The 15,331-nt window shown below is 69.3% G+C and carries 19 protein-coding genes; 11 read left to right on the plus strand and 8 right to left on the minus strand.

What is annotated here, in order from left to right:
* Positions 1 to 8: 8 nt before the first annotated feature.
* Both N2041_RS03515 and rpsT read right to left on the minus strand, forming a co-directional pair.
* Entirely contained in the window at positions 9 to 857 is an 849-nt protein-coding gene (locus tag N2041_RS03515) for an SDR family NAD(P)-dependent oxidoreductase (protein WP_297675862.1), read from the minus strand.
* Positions 858 to 994: 137 nt separating this feature from the next.
* Positions 995 to 1,276, minus strand: a complete 282-nt coding sequence (gene rpsT / locus N2041_RS03520; RefSeq protein WP_297675864.1) for a 30S ribosomal protein S20 — start codon at positions 1,274 to 1,276, stop codon at positions 995 to 997.
* A 518-nt stretch (positions 1,277 to 1,794) separates the two neighbouring features.
* Here rpsT and N2041_RS03525 point away from each other — a divergent pair.
* The 5 genes from N2041_RS03525 to gpmA all read left to right on the plus strand — a co-directional run bounded on the left by N2041_RS03525 (position 1,795) and on the right by gpmA (position 7,707).
* Positions 1,795 to 3,573: an ABC transporter substrate-binding protein gene (locus N2041_RS03525; RefSeq protein ID WP_297675865.1), complete on the plus strand. Its 1,779-nt coding sequence runs from the start codon at positions 1,795 to 1,797 to the stop codon at positions 3,571 to 3,573.
* A 109-nt stretch (positions 3,574 to 3,682) separates the two neighbouring features.
* On the plus strand, positions 3,683 to 4,636 hold the full coding sequence (locus N2041_RS03530; RefSeq protein ID WP_297675867.1) for an ABC transporter permease: 954 nt from the start codon (positions 3,683 to 3,685) through the stop codon (positions 4,634 to 4,636).
* Position 4,637: 1 nt separating this feature from the next.
* Positions 4,638 to 5,552, plus strand: a complete 915-nt coding sequence (locus N2041_RS03535) for an ABC transporter permease (RefSeq protein ID WP_297675869.1) — start codon at positions 4,638 to 4,640, stop codon at positions 5,550 to 5,552.
* A gap of 91 nt (positions 5,553 to 5,643) precedes the next feature.
* Positions 5,644 to 6,948 (plus strand): adenylosuccinate synthase, encoded by a 1,305-nt coding sequence (locus tag N2041_RS03540; protein ID WP_297675871.1) that lies wholly within the window; start codon positions 5,644 to 5,646, stop codon positions 6,946 to 6,948.
* An 18-nt stretch (positions 6,949 to 6,966) separates the two neighbouring features.
* Positions 6,967 to 7,707, plus strand: coding sequence for a 2,3-diphosphoglycerate-dependent phosphoglycerate mutase (gene gpmA / locus N2041_RS03545; protein ID WP_297675873.1), 741 nt, complete (start codon positions 6,967 to 6,969; stop codon positions 7,705 to 7,707).
* A 39-nt stretch (positions 7,708 to 7,746) separates the two neighbouring features.
* Here gpmA and N2041_RS03550 read toward each other — a convergent pair whose 3' ends face one another.
* Positions 7,747 to 8,613: an SDR family oxidoreductase gene (locus N2041_RS03550; protein WP_297675875.1), complete on the minus strand. Its 867-nt coding sequence runs from the start codon at positions 8,611 to 8,613 to the stop codon at positions 7,747 to 7,749.
* A 122-nt stretch (positions 8,614 to 8,735) separates the two neighbouring features.
* Between N2041_RS03550 and N2041_RS03555 the strand changes: the two genes are divergently transcribed.
* From N2041_RS03555 to N2041_RS03570, 4 genes are all read left to right on the plus strand, one after another.
* Entirely contained in the window at positions 8,736 to 9,125 is a 390-nt protein-coding gene (locus N2041_RS03555; RefSeq protein WP_297675876.1) for a hypothetical protein, read from the plus strand.
* 57 nt (positions 9,126 to 9,182) lie between these two features.
* The gene (locus N2041_RS03560) at positions 9,183 to 9,653 is read left to right on the plus strand and encodes a hypothetical protein (RefSeq protein WP_297675878.1); all 471 of its coding nucleotides are present in this window, start codon (positions 9,183 to 9,185) and stop codon (positions 9,651 to 9,653) included.
* A gap of 99 nt (positions 9,654 to 9,752) precedes the next feature.
* The gene (locus N2041_RS03565) at positions 9,753 to 10,397 is read left to right on the plus strand and encodes an SCO family protein (protein WP_297675880.1); all 645 of its coding nucleotides are present in this window, start codon (positions 9,753 to 9,755) and stop codon (positions 10,395 to 10,397) included.
* Positions 10,394 to 11,032, plus strand: a complete 639-nt coding sequence (locus N2041_RS03570; RefSeq protein WP_297675882.1) for a copper chaperone PCu(A)C — start codon at positions 10,394 to 10,396, stop codon at positions 11,030 to 11,032. Before N2041_RS03565 ends, N2041_RS03570 begins: the two co-directional genes overlap by 4 nt.
* Before the next feature lie 104 nt (positions 11,033 to 11,136).
* Here N2041_RS03570 and N2041_RS03575 read toward each other — a convergent pair whose 3' ends face one another.
* The 5 genes from N2041_RS03575 to N2041_RS03595 form a co-directional block, all read right to left on the minus strand.
* Positions 11,137 to 11,667 carry a hypothetical protein gene (locus N2041_RS03575; protein ID WP_297675884.1) on the minus strand — a complete coding sequence of 177 codons (531 nt, stop codon included), beginning with the start codon at positions 11,665 to 11,667 and terminating at the stop codon, positions 11,137 to 11,139.
* A 95-nt stretch (positions 11,668 to 11,762) separates the two neighbouring features.
* Positions 11,763 to 12,221, minus strand: a complete 459-nt coding sequence (locus tag N2041_RS03580; protein ID WP_297675887.1) for a hypothetical protein — start codon at positions 12,219 to 12,221, stop codon at positions 11,763 to 11,765.
* Between the two features lie 498 nt (positions 12,222 to 12,719).
* Positions 12,720 to 12,992, minus strand: coding sequence for a hypothetical protein (locus N2041_RS03585; RefSeq protein WP_297675889.1), 273 nt, complete (start codon positions 12,990 to 12,992; stop codon positions 12,720 to 12,722).
* 170 nt (positions 12,993 to 13,162) lie between these two features.
* Positions 13,163 to 13,594, minus strand: a complete 432-nt coding sequence (locus tag N2041_RS03590) for an Hsp20/alpha crystallin family protein (RefSeq protein WP_297675891.1) — start codon at positions 13,592 to 13,594, stop codon at positions 13,163 to 13,165.
* 111 nt (positions 13,595 to 13,705) lie between these two features.
* On the minus strand, positions 13,706 to 14,074 hold the full coding sequence (locus N2041_RS03595; RefSeq protein ID WP_297675892.1) for a response regulator: 369 nt from the start codon (positions 14,072 to 14,074) through the stop codon (positions 13,706 to 13,708).
* 292 nt (positions 14,075 to 14,366) lie between these two features.
* Here N2041_RS03595 and N2041_RS03600 point away from each other — a divergent pair, with 292 nt between their 5' ends.
* Both N2041_RS03600 and N2041_RS03605 read left to right on the plus strand, forming a co-directional pair.
* On the plus strand, positions 14,367 to 14,837 hold the full coding sequence (locus tag N2041_RS03600) for a hypothetical protein (RefSeq protein ID WP_297675894.1): 471 nt from the start codon (positions 14,367 to 14,369) through the stop codon (positions 14,835 to 14,837).
* The gene (locus N2041_RS03605; protein ID WP_297675896.1) at positions 14,834 to 15,061 is read left to right on the plus strand and encodes a hypothetical protein; all 228 of its coding nucleotides are present in this window, start codon (positions 14,834 to 14,836) and stop codon (positions 15,059 to 15,061) included. The genes N2041_RS03600 and N2041_RS03605 overlap by 4 nt, the downstream gene beginning before the upstream one ends.
* Positions 15,062 to 15,331: the final 270 nt, after the last annotated feature.

Raw genomic sequence — 15,331 nt, forward strand, 5'->3', positions numbered from 1 at the left:
TCTCCGCCCTAGATCTGGCTGTAGCCCGACCCCTTCCGGTCGATGCCGATGCCCTTCCCTTCGCGGATCCAGCCGAACTCCAGCAGGATCTCCTGGCTGTAGGTCACCCGGCCCGCCACCTTCTCCTTCGGCTCCGTCGCCAGCAGCAGCGCCGCCTGCGCCATCAGCAGCGGCGGCTCGCCCCGCGGGTCATCCATCCCCGTCACGAGGTGGTGGAACACCGTCCCCGGCGTCGGCACCACCTGCGACGGCGAAACGCACGTCACGCTCACCCCGTCGTGGTACACCTCGCTCGCCAGCCCCTGCGTGAACCGCTCCAGCGCCGCCTTCTCCGCGCCGTAGAGCGTCCCCCCGCCCCGGCCGATGTTCTCCGGGTATGGCCCCCGCCCGGGCCCGATCGCCGCCCCGCTCGAGATGTTCACGATCGCGCCCGACTTCCGCGGCAGCATGTCCTGCAGCACGAGCTGGCTCAGGTAGAACGGCGCGTGGAAGTTCACCGCAATCGAGCGGTGCCACTTGTTGACCGGGTAGTCCTTGATCGGGATGAAGTACGTCAGCGCCGCGTTGTTCACCAGCACGTCGATCGGCCCGTAGGCCGCGCGCGCCGCTTCCACCGCCGCCGCGCACTGCTCGTACTCCGAAATATCCGCCGCGATCGCCGTCGCCTCGCCGCCCGCCTCCCGGATCATCGCGACCGTGTGCTCCAGCGACCCCTCCAGCGGGTGGTCGCCCTCCCGCATCGTCCGCGCGACGCAGGCGACCCTGCCGCCCTCCGCCGCGAACAGCCGCGCAATCTCCGCGCCGATCCCCCGGCTCGCGCCGGTCACGATCACCGTCTTGCCATCCAGCCTGCCCATGGGCTCCTCCCTGACGTGTACGTAAGCGTTCGCGGATTCTAGCCCATCTGCGGCCCGCGCGCCGGGCGCGAAAAAACGCCCGCCGGTGCCGGCGGGCGTCTCCTGGTTCGAACCTCAGCCCCGGGAAAGGGGACGTGTCAGGCCGCGTCCTGCGGCGCCTGCGCCTTCTGCACGAGGTGGGCCATCCGCCGCTTCAGCCGGTCGGCCTTCCCGACATGGATGGCGCCCTTCTTCGCCGCCCGGTCCACCGCCGAATACGCGCGGCTCAGGGCCTCCTTCACCGCCTCGCCGTCACCTGCCGCCACCGCCTCGCGCAGCTTTCGGATCGCGTTCTTCGCGCGCGTCCGGCGCGAGCGGTTCCGCTCCCGCTCGCGGAGCGACTGGTGCCAGCGCTTGATAGCCGATTTGTGATGCGCCATAACAGTTCGAACCCGGGGCAAAATCTCGTTGGTGCCGAACCTCGAGCGTACCAAGCAGCCCCATACCGGGCAATCCGGCCAGTAGCCTTCCACCGAGCCCCGCCCCCGCTTGGAGGTTGAAGGTTGGAGGTTATCCCTGCTCCCTGCTCCGTAGCCGCGGGGCTCCGTCCCCGCGGAGGGCCGGCGAGGCCCACCCGGACGCTCGAATCCGCCCGCCTCCCCGTTCCCGCCTCCCGCTTCCCGCTTCCCGCCTCCCGCTTCCCGCTTCCCGCCTCCCGCCCCCCCCCCCCCCTCCCCCCTCCCTCTACTGGCCGGTCAACCTTTTCAAATCTGCCGATGACAATACGTCGAAAGGTGTTCGGTTTCGAGCGTTTTCACCAGATCATCCATTGACGTTCCCCCGCACCGCCACGTACATATCGCAAGACGCTATGGGTGCGTATAGGCCAGATAGGCCAATCCTATCGGCCGCCGCCGACGTACCGTCGGTGTACCAAGCTTCAGCAGGGGGATTCTCAATGTCTGGTTCATACTGGGACCGCTTCTGGAAGGAGCGCCGCACCCGGCGCCGCTTCCTCGGCGGTGCCACCGCCCTCTCCGCCGGTGCCGCAGGCCTCGCCCTCGTCGGCTGCGGCGGCGGAGACGATGACGACGGCGGCCTCTCCGGCCTCGCCACGCCCACCCCTGGCCCCCAGGCCACCCCGACCCCGTCCGACCCCTTCGCCAACGCCAAGCGCGGCGGCACCTACCGCATCGTCTTCACCGGCGACCCGCCCTCCATCGACCCCTACGGCAACCTCTCCTTCCTCACGAAGGGCTACGCCGCCTACGTCTACGGCCGCCTCTTCAAGTACAACGCCGGCCCCGGCGTCCGCCAGGCCGACCTCCGGCCCGTTCCCGACATCGCCGAGAGCGCCGAGGCCAGCCCCGACGGCCTCACCTGGACCATCAAGCTCAAGCCCAACATCAAGTTCCACAACATCGCGCCCGTCAACGGCCGCACCGTCGATACCGACGACGTCAAGTACTCCTGGGGCCGCGCGACCGCCGAGACCAACACCAACCGCTCCCAGGTCGCCTTCGTCGATTCCGTCCAGTACCCCGACAAGCAGACCGTCGTCTTCAAGCTCAAAGAGCCCAACGCCGCCTTCCTCGACGTCCTCGCCGATGCCAACCTCGTCTGGATCATGCCGAAGGAAGCTGAGGGCGGCTTCGACCCGACCAAGACCTCCATCGGCTCCGGCCCCTGGATGCTCGAGAGCTACACCCCCTCCGTCGGGTTCAAGCTCAAGAAGAACCCCGAGTGGTACATGAGCGGCTTCCCGCTCATGGACGGCGTCGAAATCTCCATCATCCCCGAATACGCCAACCGCCTCGCCCAGTTCCAGGCCGGCAACACCGACGCCGAAGGCCTCAACGCCGAAGACCTCGTCAACGTCAAGAGCGCCCTCCCCAACGTTCAGCTCTACGGCGAAGTCTCCCAGCTCCTCGGCTTCGTCTACATGGACTCCAAGCCCGATTCGCCCTGGAACAAAGACCCGCGCGTCCGCCAGGCCATCTCCATGTCCTTCGACCGCGACGGGCTCCTCGACCTCCAGTACAACATCAAGAAGCTCAAGGAAGCCGGCCTCGCCGTCTCCGAGCGCTGGAACAACCTCATCCCCGCCGGCCTCGTCCGCTTCTGGCTCGACCCGAAGAGCGCCGAGCAGGGCGAATCCGCCAAGTACTTCAAGTACGACCCCGCCGAGGCCAAGAAGCTCCTCGCCGCCGCCGGCTACCCCGACGGCTTCAGCACCGTCTACCAGTACACCGCCAACCGCTACGGCTCCGGCTTCAACGCCGCCGCCGAAGCCAAGATCCAGATGCTGAACGCCATCGGCATCAAGACCAGCACCGACGTCCAGGATTACTCCTCCAAGTACATCACCCAGACCTTCACCGGGAACTTCACCGGCATCGCCTTCGGCTACCAGACGCCCTTCCCCGAAGCCGGCGGCTACCCGATCCGCTTCTTCACCAACAACCAGCTCAACCACTCCCGCATCAACGACCCCGAGCTCGAACAGCTCGCCCGGGCCCAGCAGCGCGAACTCGACCCCGAGAAGCGCAAGCAGCTCTTCTTTGACATCCAGCGCAAGAACGCCGAAAAGATGTACTACATCCCCGTCTCCGCCGGCGCCGGCACCGCCTGGACCGGCTACCGCGAGTGGGTGAAAAACATCGACATCCAGACCGTCCCGGGTGCCTACTCCGCCGGCACCGAGGAAGTCCCCTTCATCTGGCTCGACAGGGCCTGACGCAGGAGACCCCTCCCCACAACGGAACGGAATTCCACTACACTACGCGCCCCGGGGTGGGCCGGCCCCACCGGCCCACCCCTCATAACGCCCGCCGGGTCCGCACCATATGCAGCGCTACATCCTCCGTCGCCTCCTCCTCATGGTCCCCACCCTCCTCGGCGTCACCTTCGTCGTCTTCGTCATCGTCCGGGCCGTCCCCGGCGATGTCGTCGACCTCGTCCTCGGCGAATTCGGCGCCGGCGACCAGGCCACCAAGGAGGCGATCCGGAAGGAATTCGGCCTCGAAGGCAACATCGTCGCCCAGTACGTCCGCTGGCTCGGCGATATCGTCCAGTTCGACCTCGGCCGCTCCCTCATCTCCAACCGCGAAGTCACCTCCGAGCTGCGCAACCGCCTCCCCGTCACCTTCCAGCTCGGCGCGATGGCCATCTTCTTCTCCCTCCTCATCGCCATCCCCGTCGGCGTCATCTCCGCCATCCGCCAGGACACCTGGGCCGACTACGCCGGCCGCAGCTTCGCCATCGGCCTCCTCGCCGCCCCCAACTTCTGGATCGCCATCCTCCTCATCTCCCTCGCCGCCCGCTACTTCCAGTGGGGCGTGCCCCCCGCCAAGTACATCCCCTTCACCGATGACCCGATCGGCAACCTGAAGCTCATGTTCATGCCCGCCCTCATCCTCGGCGGCGGCCTGAGCGGCTCCGTCATGCGCTTCACCCGCTCCTCCATGCTCGAAGTCCTCCGCCAGGATTACATCCGCACCGCCTGGGCCAAGGGCCTCCGCGAACGCGTCATCATCATCCGCCACGCCATGCGGAACGCCCTCATCCCCGTCATCACCGTCGTCGGCCTCCAGCTCCCCGTCCTCGTCGGCGGCACGGTCATCATCGAGACCGTCTACTCCATCCCCGGCATGGGCCGCTACTACGTCTCCTCCATCGACCAGAAGGACTACCCGGTCATCCAGGCCGTCAACATCGTCGTCGCCCTCGTCGTCGTCTTCGCCAACCTGACCGTGGATGTCCTCTACTCCGTCATCGACCCCAGGATCCGGTATTCCTAACATGGCCACCGACGCAAAAGTCCTCGAAGCCTACGCCCTCCGCCGCGAACTCACCCGCGCCGAACGCTGGCGCCGCTCGGTGACCACCTTCATCCGCACCAAGCCCCTCGGCACCTTCGGCGCCGCCGTCGTCATCCTCCTCATCCTCATGGCCGCCTTCCCCCAGGCCTTCACCTTTGGCAAAGACCCGAACGTCGGCGTCCTCTCCGAACGGTTCCAGGGCCCTTCCCTCAGCCACTGGTTCGGCACCGACCAGCAGGGCCGCGACCTCTACACCCGCATCGTCTACGGCGCCCGCAACTCCATCCTCATCGGCTTCGGCGTCGTCGCCATCTCCTCCTCTGCCGCCCTCGTCCTCGGCGTCGTCTCCGGCTACTTCGGTGGCAAGTTCGACATCCTCCTCCAGCGGCTCGTCGATATCGGCATCGCCCTCCCCGGCCTCATCTTCATCATCCTCTTCGTCACCTCCATCCAGCAGATTCCCGTCAACCTCCGCATCGTCCTCGCCGTCGGCACCCTCGTCGCGCTCAGCCAGTCGCGCGTCATCCGCGGCGCCGCCATCGCCGCCAAGCAGAATCAGTACGTCGAAGCCGCCCGCGTCCTCGGCGCCTCCGATTTCCGCATCATCTTCCGCCACGTCACCCCCAACGTCTTCCCCGTCCTCATCGTCGGCGCGTCTATCCAGGTCGGCGGCGCCGTCCTCGTCGAATCCTCCCTCGCCTTCCTCGGCTACGGCGTCCAGCCCCCCACCGCTTCCTGGGGCCGCATGCTCAACGAAGCCCGCGAACGCCTCACCCAGTACCCCCACGTCGCCATCTTCCCCGGCCTCGTCATCTTCCTCACCGTCTACGCCTTCAACATGTTCGGCGATGCCCTCCGCGACGTCCTCGACCCGCGCCTCCGCGGCTCCCGCTGAGGTCCGCTCATCCCCCGCTCGCGGGTAGCCCAATCTCCCCGTACAATACATCGACGGGCCCCCGGAAAACGGGGGCCCGGAGTCTGTTCAGATGCCCATCATCGTCGTCGTCGGCGGCCAGTGGGGCGACGAAGGCAAAGGCCGCATCGTCGACCTCCTTGCCCGCAAAGCCCGCGTCGTCGCCCGCTATTCCGCCGGCAACAACGCCGGCCACACCATCGTCAACGAGCTCGGCGAGTTCAAGCTGCACCTCGTCCCCGCCGGCATCTTCTATCCCGAAAAAACCTGCGTCATCGGCAACGGCGTCGCCATCGACCCCGAGGTCCTCCTCGGCGAAATCGACGGCCTCGAGCAGAAGAACATCGATACCTCCCGCCTCGTCGTCTCCGACCGCGCCCACGTCATCATGCCCTGGCACCGCCGCCTCGATCAGCTCGATGAGCAGGCCCGCGGCGCTCACGCCATCGGCACCACCGGCAAAGGCGTCGGCCCCTGCTTCGCCGACAAGGTCGCCCGCCGCGGCATCCGCATCTGCGACCTCCTCCGCCGCGAAGACCTCGTCCCCCGCATCGAAGCCGCCCTCGCCTATCAGAACCGCGTCATCACCGGCGTCTACGGCGCCGAGCCGATCGACTTCCGCGAGTGCCTCGAGCGCTACATCGAATACGGCCAGCGCCTCCGCCCCTACGTCGGCGACGTCCAGGAGATCGTCCTCGAAGCCCACCGCCGCGGCGATTACGTCCTCCTCGAAGGCGCGCAGGGCTCCCTGCTCGACCTCGACCACGGCACCTACCCCTACGTCACCTCCAGCGTCCCCTCCTCCTCCAGCTCCGGCGCCGCCCTCGGCGTCGGCATCGGCCCGACCGATATCTCCCGCGTCGTCGGCGTCTTCAAGAGCTACTGCACCCGCGTCGGCAACGGCCCCTTCCCCACCGAACTGTTCGACGACACCGCCGACCAGCTCCGCGACCACGGCAAAGAGTTCGGCCGCGGCGAATACGGCACCACCACCGGCCGGCCCCGCCGCATCGGCTGGCTCGATGCCGTCGCCGCCCGCTACAGCGTCCGCTTCAACGGCCTCGCCGCCGTCGCCCTCACCCGCCTCGACGTCCTCGATTCCCTCCCCTCCATCAAAATCTGCACCGCCTACGAACTCGACGGCCGGATCATCGATCACTTCCCCGCCCGCGAATCCGAACTCGAGCGCGTCCGCCCCGTCTACGAAGAGCTCCCCGGCTGGCAGACGCCCACCACCCACGTCCGCTCCTTCGACGACCTGCCCCCCCAGGCCCAGGCCTTCATCAAGCGCGTCGAAGACCTGCTCGAATGCCCCGTCGACCTCATCTCCGTCGGCCCCTCCCGCGAGCAGGCGATCATCGTCAACCCCATCTTCTGACCCCGGAGCGCAGGCGCCATGTACACCCTCGTCCTCCTCCGCCACGGCGAATCCGCCTGGAACCGCGAAAACCGCTTCACCGGCTGGCAGGATGTCCCCCTCACCGATACCGGCCGGGAAGAAGCCCGCCGCGCCGGCCAGCTCATGCGCGACGAAGGCCTCACCTTCGACGTCGCCCACACCTCCCTCCTCCGCCGCGCCATCGAAACCGTCAACATCGCGCTCGACCTCATGGACCAGCACTGGATCCCGGTCAAGCGCCACTGGCGCCTGAACGAACGCCACTACGGCGCCCTCCAGGGCCTCAACAAAAAAGAAACCAGCGAGCGCTACGGCCCCGACCAGGTCTTCACCTGGCGCCGCAGCTACGACGTCCCGCCCCCGCCCCTCGACCCCGGCGACGAGCGGCACCCCCGCTTCGACCCCCGCTACGCCGGCCTCGCGCCGGACCTCCTCCCCGCCGCGGAGTGTCTCAAAGACGTCGTCGCCCGCATGCTCCCCTACTGGCACGACGCCATCGTGCCCGACCTCCGCGCTGGCAAGCGCGTGCTCATCGGCGCCCACGGCAACAGCATCCGCGCCCTCGTGAAGCACCTCGACGGCATCAGCGACGACGCCATCGCCGAGCTGAACATCCCGACCGGCATCCCGCTCCTCTACCAGCTCGACGAGCAGCTCCGGCCCATCAGCTCCCGCTACCTCGGCGACCCCGAGGCCGCCCGCGCTGCCGCCGAGGCCGTCGCCCGGCAGGCCGGCTGACGCCGCCCGCGCCAGCCGCCCCGTCCCGCGCGCCCGGGCCTAGCGCGAAGCCGCCGCTTCCCGCTCCGCCGCCCGCTGCTCCTCCCGGCGCGCATCCGCCAGCTTCCCGAACGTCTTCTGCACCCCGAAGACCGGGTAGATCTTTTCGAACGTCCCCGGCATCAGCTCCGCCAGGGCCGCCGTCGGGCGCGCCGGCACCCAGAACTGCAGCATCTCCGGCCGGTCCTTCCGGATCGCCTTCACCACATCCCGCGCCACCCGCTCCGGCTTCACCGTCCCCGCCAGGAACGTCGCCTTCGCCCCCGTCTGCCGCTCCCAGTCCGCGTACATCCCCGCCTCCGCCACGAAGCCCGGGCAGATCGCGCTCGCCGAGACGCCCCGCTTCCGGAACTCCATCCGGATCCCTTCCGTGAACGCGATCAGCCCCGCCTTCGACGCCGAATACGGCGACGAGTACGGCACCGGCACCTTCCCCGCCAGCGACGCGATGTTCACGATGTGCCCCCGCTTCCGCTCCAGCATCCCCGGCAGCACCAGCCGCGTCAGCTGCATCGCCGCGATCAGGTTCACCCGGATGATCCGGTCCAGCTCCTCATCGTCCTGGTCCTCGAAGTGCGCCGTCACCTCGATGCCCGCGTTGTTCACGAGGATGTCGATCCGCCCGAACTCCGCCTGCGCCGCCGAGACCAGCGACCGCCGGCTGTCCGCATCCGCCACGTCGCACGCCACCGCCAGCGCCCGCCGGCCCATCCCGCGGATCTCCTCCGCCAGCGATTCCAGCGCCGGCGCCGTGCGCGCCGCCAGCACCACGTGACAGCCCGCGCCCGCCAGCTCCTTCGCGATGTACGTCCCCAGCCCCCGCGACGCCCCCGTCACGACCGCGACCCGGTCCTGCAGATTCTTCATCGTCATTCCCTCCGGTTCGTTCCCTGATGACAGGGTGCCGGGGAGTGTACGACAAAACCCGCACCCGCGGGAATGCGCTGCCGCCGCTGGCACTCCGGCCGAACCTTTGCGATCCTGACCTCGTGCAGAACCCGCCTCGCAGCGGCGCCGGCAGTCCGCGGACCGCGGTCCTCCTCCTCGCGGCCCTCCTGCCGATGCTCACCTACTTCGGCCACTGGCCCGCGGTGAGCCTTCCCATCCCCGGCACCGGGGTCGCCATCGCGATCCCCTTCGCCGCCGAAGAACCCCCGGGCGACCACCACCAGCACTGCCACGGCGAATCGGCCGGCTGCGCGAGCAGCCCCGGCTCCGCCGGTCTCGCCGTCACGCTCCTGGCCGCCGCGGTCGCCATCGCCATCCCCGGCGGCCGGCTCATCCCCGTGCCCGTCACGCCGGCCGGCCTCCGCCTCCAGCACCTCCCCATCCCCGAGCCCGCGCCGCCGCGCCCCGCTCCCATCGCCGTCCGTTCCTGACCGGGCGCCCGCCCAGCGGGCATCCCCGGGCCACACCACACGATGGGAGAACGAACCATGCACCGGACCCGTTTCACCTGGCCCGCCCTCCTCGGCGCGGCCATCCTCCTCCTCGCCATCCCCCTCGCCGCAGCCTGCGGCGACGACGACGGCGAAGCCCACGCCGACGACACCAGCGTCACCAGCGTCGTCTCGGCCGTCACCTACCTCGACGGCCTCGGCCTCCACGGCATCGACGACAGCATCAACAAGGACCAGAAGATCCCGGCCGACGCCCGCGCCAAGGCCCTCAAGGCCCAGGCCGTGGCGAAGACCGCGCCCTGGCCCGCCGAGCTGAAGCCCAAAGCCGATGCCCTCGCCGCCATCTTCGGCGAGATGGCCGCTGCCCTCGAAGGCGACAGCCCGGACCTCGCGAAGGCCGGCGCCGCGGCGAAGAAAGCCCACGACGCCGAGCACGAATTCTCCGATGCCGCCTGGGCCTGGATCTTCGAACAGGCCGGCATCGAAGGCCCGGGCCACGGCCACTAGCCCGGTCCGGCCGGCCCCGCGCCGGCGGCCTCGCGGGCCATCCTGCACCGCCGGCCGTGGGCTACACTCGGATCGAGCCCATCTTCGAAGGAACTCTCCATGCCACCTCTCCGCTGGCGCACGACCGCCCTCCTCCTCGCGGCCCTCGCCGTCCTCCCGCTCGCCATCGCCTGCGGCGGCGACAAGAAGGACGACGACAACGCCGGAGCCCAGTACATGGGCGCCATCGTGACGCCGCCCATCGAAAAACCCGACGCCGTCCTCATGGACGAAAACGGCCAGCCGTTCGACCTCCGCAAGGAGACCGAAGGCTACGTCACGCTGCTCTACGTCGGCTACACCCACTGCCCCGACATCTGCCCCACGCACCTCTACGAAATCAGCGAGGCGCTCAAGAAGGTCGACCCCGACGTGCGCAAGCAGGTCAAAGTCGTCTTCGCCACGGCAGACCCGGAGCGCGACACGCCGCAGCAGCTCAAGCAGTACCTCGATACCTTCGACCCCGATTTCATCGGGCTGACCGGCACGCGCGACCTCATGGACCAGTTCCAAATCGCCCTCGGCCTCCAGCCCGCCACCCGCACCGACCTCGGCGGCGGCAACTACGCCGTCAACCACGCGGCCTACGTCATGGCCTTCACCAAAGACAACTACGCCTACACCGTCTACCCCTCCGGCATGGGGCAGAAGGAATGGCTCAACGACCTCCCGCTCCTCGTGAAGAAAGGATTCCGCACCGAATGACCACGCTCCTGCGCAGCCGCGCATTCCTTCCCATCCTCCTCCTCGGCGCCTTCGCCGCCGCCCTCCTCGCCGCAGCCTGCGGCGGCGACGACGATGACGCCAGCGCCACCCCCACCGCCACCCGGGGTGCCGGCTCCGGCACCGCCTTCCAGCCCGTGAAGGCCGGCGACCTCACCATCTCGGGCGCCTGGGTCCGCGCCTCGACCGGCACGAACGTCACCGCCGCCTACATGACCATCAAGAGCAGCGGCGCCGCCGATACGCTCGTCAGCGCCTCCTCGCCGATCGCCGGCATGGTCCAGCTCCACGAAGTCGTCACCGAAGGCTCGACCTCGAAGATGCAGGAAAAGCCCGGCGGCTTCCCCGTCCCGGCGAACGGCACCGCCGAGCTCAAGCCCGGCGGCTGGCACATCATGCTCATGGACCTCAAGCAGCAGCCGAAGGCCGGCGAAACCGTCGAGCTCACCCTCAAGTTCGAAAAGGCCGGCGAGGTCAAAATCGTGGCGCCCGTCCAGGCTGCTGCCGGCTCGACGCCCGACATGAGCCACGACAGCCACGGCGGCAGCAGCATGACCCCCTCCGGCGGCATGAGCAGCGGCATGGGCGGCACCGCCACCCCCGCTATGGGCCGCTGACCTCCTCCCCGGTTCGCCGGGACCGTCAGCGCCGCAGCGCACGACGCGGGCCGGGAGCGCCAGCTCTCCCGGCCCGTTCCATTTTGTCCGCGAAAACCCGGCCCTCAGTCGGACGCCAGGTTCGGACCCACCGCGCAGCCGACCCACTTGCAGGCCGGCGGCCGCGCCGGCGTCGGCGGCGCGATCGGCGTCGCCGTCGGGGTCGGCGTGGGTGTCGGCGTCGGCGCTTCCTTCGCGCACGACACCTGCCACGTGTTCGAGCGCGGCGGCGTCAGCACCTCCACGAAGTGCCCCGCATCGCTGAAGTACCGGTCGGTCGTCCCCGCCGTATAGCTGATGACTGTCGAAAGCTGGTTCGGCTCGAGCGTCCAGTCCGGGTCCGGCGGCAGCCCGCCGATCTGCGGCTTGTAGACCCGGATCGGCGTCTTCCCCACGTTCTTGAACTGGATCTCGTCGCCGCGGTTGATCCGGCAGGTGCGCGGGTTGAACCCCTGCTCGTTCACTTCGATCAGGTAGCGGTCGTAGGCTGAGGCCGATTCCGTCCGCGCTCCGAAAAAGGCCATGCTCAGGCCGCCGGCGAGCGCCGCCGCCAGCGCCAGGGCCGCCATCAGCGGCCGGTAGCGGTGTTCGCGCATCGAACCTCCACGGTCCCCCACCCCGCCACGGGGCATCCCCGAGGGTACCCCAGCCTTCGCGATCCTGTCACCGCGCGGTCAAGAACCGTCGCTCCTCAATCCGCCGCCAGCCCCGGCACCCGCAGGCAGTAGGCTGCCCCGGTGCACGGCGGCGCCGGCGGCCGCTTCGCCGGGTCCGGGCTGCACTCCACCGGCCACGTCGCCGAGAACACCGGCGTTTTCACGATGACGTAGTTCGCCGGGTTCTCGAAATCCTCGAACCGGAACGTCCCCGGGAAGCCCATGTACTCCTCGCGCGAGGTCTCGCCCGGCTGCAGCCAGCCCGAATCGAACGACAGCCCGCCGCCCGGCGTCGGCGAATACCGCACCACCCGCCGCGGCGTGCTCCCCACGTTCTTGAAGCGCAGGTACTCCCGGTTCATCTGGCAGACCGCCGGGTTGAAGCCGCCCTCCGAGACCTCGATGGTCTGCACCGTGTAGGCCCCGGCGCCGGGCGCCGCGAGGAGCCCCGCCAGCACGGCCAGCGCCGCGATCGCACCGCCGAATCGTCGCACGCGCCAAGCCTACCCGTTCCCGGCCGAACGCGCCCGGCCCGGACACGCAAACAGGCCCCGCACGAAGCGGGGCCTGCTGGTCGTTCACTCGCCTCCTCAGCCGGCCGCCGGGCGCTGCACCGGCTGGAGGTCGCCGCCGTCTTTCCGGGACTTCCGTATCCGTTGCCGCTCCTTCACGGAGCGATCCGGGGCGCCTGCATCGCACAGGACTTCGATTCAGCTCCCGGGCACCTGGGGCAACACCGTGGATACGGGCCCGCGGCGGCTGGCGAACGGCCTGCTCACTGCAGGCCAGCTCTCTGCACGATGAAGACTCCATAGAGGGCGTGCAGCTTGTTCCGCATGTCCGCACCTCCTTTCGAGCCTCTGCGAGTCGGCGGGGGCCGGGCCTCTTCAGCGCCGGGCGCCTATCGCAAACTCACCATTAACACTACTCCCGCCGCGAGGCCTGTCAAGAGGTTTTCTGCCCCGCCGAACGTGAAAAAGCGGGAACTGCGATCAATACCCCCGGTGCTCCTTGCCCAGCTCTTTCGCATCCGGCATCGGGTGCGCCTCCCGCGGTTTCGGCGGCTTCCCGCCCGGTCCGCCCTCGGCCATCTCCGAGACCGTGTCCGGCTCCGGCACCACCACGCGCGGATCCGATTCCGCCGGGTCGAGCAGCTCCGCGGCCTTCTCCATCGCCTCCTTCACCGCCTTGAGCGGGTGGAGATGCTCGATGAACTCCTTCGCCCCTTTCAGGTCTTCCCGCGGGTCGAGCTCGTTCTCAGCCATGATCGGTGCCTCCTCGGCGGCCCGGTCCGCGGGCCCGCCATCCCCAGTATGCGCCCCGCGGGGCGCCCGGCGCACCACCCGTCCGGTCGCCGTTTCCACGTACCAGCCCGTCCCGGGCTCCTGCCCCGCGAGCGCGGCCATCTCCCTGCCCTCCCTGGTCCCGGCGCCCCTCAGCCGGCCTTGATCTCGATCTTCCGCGCCGGCGCTTTCGGCTCCGGCTCCCGCTTCGGCAGCACCACTTCGAGTACGCCGTCCTTCATCGAGGCCGAAATCCGCTCCGCGTCCACCGTCTCCGGGATCGCGATCCGCCGCTCGAACGAGCCGAAGAACCGCTCGCTGTAGGTGCGGCCCTTCTCCTCCTCCTTCCGCTCCGAGCGCTTCTCGCCCCGCAGCGTCAGCATCCCGTCCTCGACGGTCACCTCCATGTCCGCCGGCGCGACGCCCGGGAGCTCCGCCTGCACGACGATCGCGTCATCCCGCTCCGTCACATCGCAGCGGGGGCTCCATTCCGTCTCCCCGGGCAGCCCCAGCCGCGCCAGCCAGTCGCGCGGCACGAGGCTCCACATCTCCTCGAACGGGTTCCAGCGCACGACGTTTGCCATGAGTCCAGCCTCCGGTCGAATGGAATCGCCCGGAGTCTGCCCGCCCGTCCGTTATCGCGACAATAACCGATCGGTGCAAAACGGGAGGTGCGAACGGCCCTCCCGGCCGCGCTACCGCCCCGCGCCCAGCGTCGTCTCCACCAGCGCGAGGAACTGCTCCGCCGCGAACGGCTTCTGCACGAACACCGTGTGCGGCGTCCGCGCGGCGAACTCTGCCGGCCCTTCCGCGCTGTACCCGCTGATCAGGATGAACGGCAGCTCGGGGAACTGCTCCAGCATCGCGCGCCGCAGCTCGATGCCCGATTCGCCCGGCATCACGATGTCCGAGACGACGAGGTCCACCGGCTGCTCCGCGAGGATCGCCCGCGCCTCGTTTGCGTGCGCAGCCTGCAACACGGTGTAGCCGTGCGTGCGCAGGAGCCGCGCGAGCATCACCCGCACCGGGTCGTCGTCATCAACTACGAGGATCGTCGCCGCCAATGGCCCCTGCTCCTCCGGCCGCTCGCCGACCCTCCCGGGCCAGGCCACTGCGGTTGCTTCGAAATTCCGGTGCACGCGTCCCCATGTCGCGCCGTACCGCGCGTCCTTTCCACCGGATTCTCCGCCAGCGGACACCGGTTCGGCATTCGGGATTCCCCTGATAGGGAGCGCCGTTCATACATAACCCGTCGTGAATTCACCAGATTCTCACCTACGGTTCACCGGGAGGGAAGCGCTTTGCTCAGGCCGCAGTTCGCACCTATCATCGGCCCTACGCTCGGAGGTGCCCGGCATGCGTTTCATCGTGACCGTCGTATTCGCCGCGATCCTCCTGTTCCTCGTTTACCTCGTCGTCGGCGCCATCGCCGATGGCTACTTCGGTGCGAACATCATCCCCGACCGCGCCGTCCCCGATGCCTGGGCCGCCCCCGACTCCTGGAGTGAATGGCGCGATATCGTCATCGTCCTCCTCGGCCTCTTCTGGGTCCTCGCCGGCATCCTCGCCGTCGTCTTCATGGCGGCCCTCATCGCGCTCGTCTTCGCCGTTCGTAAAGTCGTCCGCGAAAACGCCGCCCCCGCGCTCGATTCGCTCCGCCAGTCGCTCGACAACATCCGGGGGACGGCCGAGTTCGCCGGCGAAACCGTGGCCAGCCCCATCATCCGCGTCTACGCCGTCGCCCGCGGCGTCCGCAGCGGCCTCGCCGCCGTCACCAGCCTCCCCGACCGCATCCGCGGCCGGCGCCACGGGAAGAAGAAGAAATGAGCCCCGACGACGCGCCCCCCGGCACCGGCCCCGCGCCCGAACCGCTCGCCCCCGAACCCCCGGAGCGCGAGGAGCACCCGCTCATTGCCTGGGCCCGGGCCATCGTCCTCGGCATCGGCGATACCGCCCGCGACATGCTCGAAGCCGGCCGCCAGGCCGCCCGCGAGGCCATGGACGAAGGCTGGCAGCGCTTCGACGAAAAGACGAAACACCGCCGCCGCTAAAGCCCCGGCCCCTCCCCCCCGCCCCGCCCCCGGTTGAAGGTTGGAGGTTGAAGGTAGACGGGTTCAGGATCCGCCGTACGCACCCTCCCACCTGCCAACGCCCACCTCGCACCCCCGTAGTCGCGGGGCTCCGTCCCCGCGGAGGGCCGGTGAGGCCCACCCTGCCCTCCGAATCCACCCGTCTCCCGCCTCCCGGTTCCCGCCTCCCGCTTCCCGCTTCCCGTCTCCCGGTTCCCGCCACACCCGTTGGGCGCATGGCGCCCCGCGGGG

Origin of the sequence: Tepidiforma sp. (assembly GCF_026419595.1) — a bacterium.
Classification (GTDB): domain Bacteria; phylum Chloroflexota; class Dehalococcoidia; order Tepidiformales; family Tepidiformaceae; genus Tepidiforma.

Bases quoted from the DNA above. Each gene is read 5' to 3' on its own strand.
- N2041_RS03515 (WP_297675862.1), bottom strand. From the start codon at position 857: ATGGGCAGGCTGGATGGCAAGACGGTGATCGTGACCGGCGCGAGCCGG.
- rpsT (WP_297675864.1), bottom strand. From the start codon at position 1,276: ATGGCGCATCACAAATCGGCTATCAAGCGCTGGCACCAGTCGCTCCGC.
- N2041_RS03525 (WP_297675865.1), top strand. From the start codon at position 1,795: ATGTCTGGTTCATACTGGGACCGCTTCTGGAAGGAGCGCCGCACCCGG.
- N2041_RS03530 (WP_297675867.1), top strand. From the start codon at position 3,683: ATGCAGCGCTACATCCTCCGTCGCCTCCTCCTCATGGTCCCCACCCTC.
- N2041_RS03535 (WP_297675869.1), top strand. From the start codon at position 4,638: ATGGCCACCGACGCAAAAGTCCTCGAAGCCTACGCCCTCCGCCGCGAA.
- N2041_RS03540 (WP_297675871.1), top strand. From the start codon at position 5,644: ATGCCCATCATCGTCGTCGTCGGCGGCCAGTGGGGCGACGAAGGCAAA.
- gpmA (WP_297675873.1), top strand. From the start codon at position 6,967: ATGTACACCCTCGTCCTCCTCCGCCACGGCGAATCCGCCTGGAACCGC.
- N2041_RS03550 (WP_297675875.1), bottom strand. From the start codon at position 8,613: ATGAAGAATCTGCAGGACCGGGTCGCGGTCGTGACGGGGGCGTCGCGG.
- N2041_RS03560 (WP_297675878.1), top strand. From the start codon at position 9,183: ATGCACCGGACCCGTTTCACCTGGCCCGCCCTCCTCGGCGCGGCCATC.
- N2041_RS03565 (WP_297675880.1), top strand. From the start codon at position 9,753: ATGCCACCTCTCCGCTGGCGCACGACCGCCCTCCTCCTCGCGGCCCTC.
- N2041_RS03570 (WP_297675882.1), top strand. From the start codon at position 10,394: ATGACCACGCTCCTGCGCAGCCGCGCATTCCTTCCCATCCTCCTCCTC.
- N2041_RS03575 (WP_297675884.1), bottom strand. From the start codon at position 11,667: ATGCGCGAACACCGCTACCGGCCGCTGATGGCGGCCCTGGCGCTGGCG.
- N2041_RS03585 (WP_297675889.1), bottom strand. From the start codon at position 12,992: ATGGCTGAGAACGAGCTCGACCCGCGGGAAGACCTGAAAGGGGCGAAG.
- N2041_RS03590 (WP_297675891.1), bottom strand. From the start codon at position 13,594: ATGGCAAACGTCGTGCGCTGGAACCCGTTCGAGGAGATGTGGAGCCTC.
- N2041_RS03600 (WP_297675894.1), top strand. From the start codon at position 14,367: ATGCGTTTCATCGTGACCGTCGTATTCGCCGCGATCCTCCTGTTCCTC.
- N2041_RS03605 (WP_297675896.1), top strand. From the start codon at position 14,834: ATGAGCCCCGACGACGCGCCCCCCGGCACCGGCCCCGCGCCCGAACCG.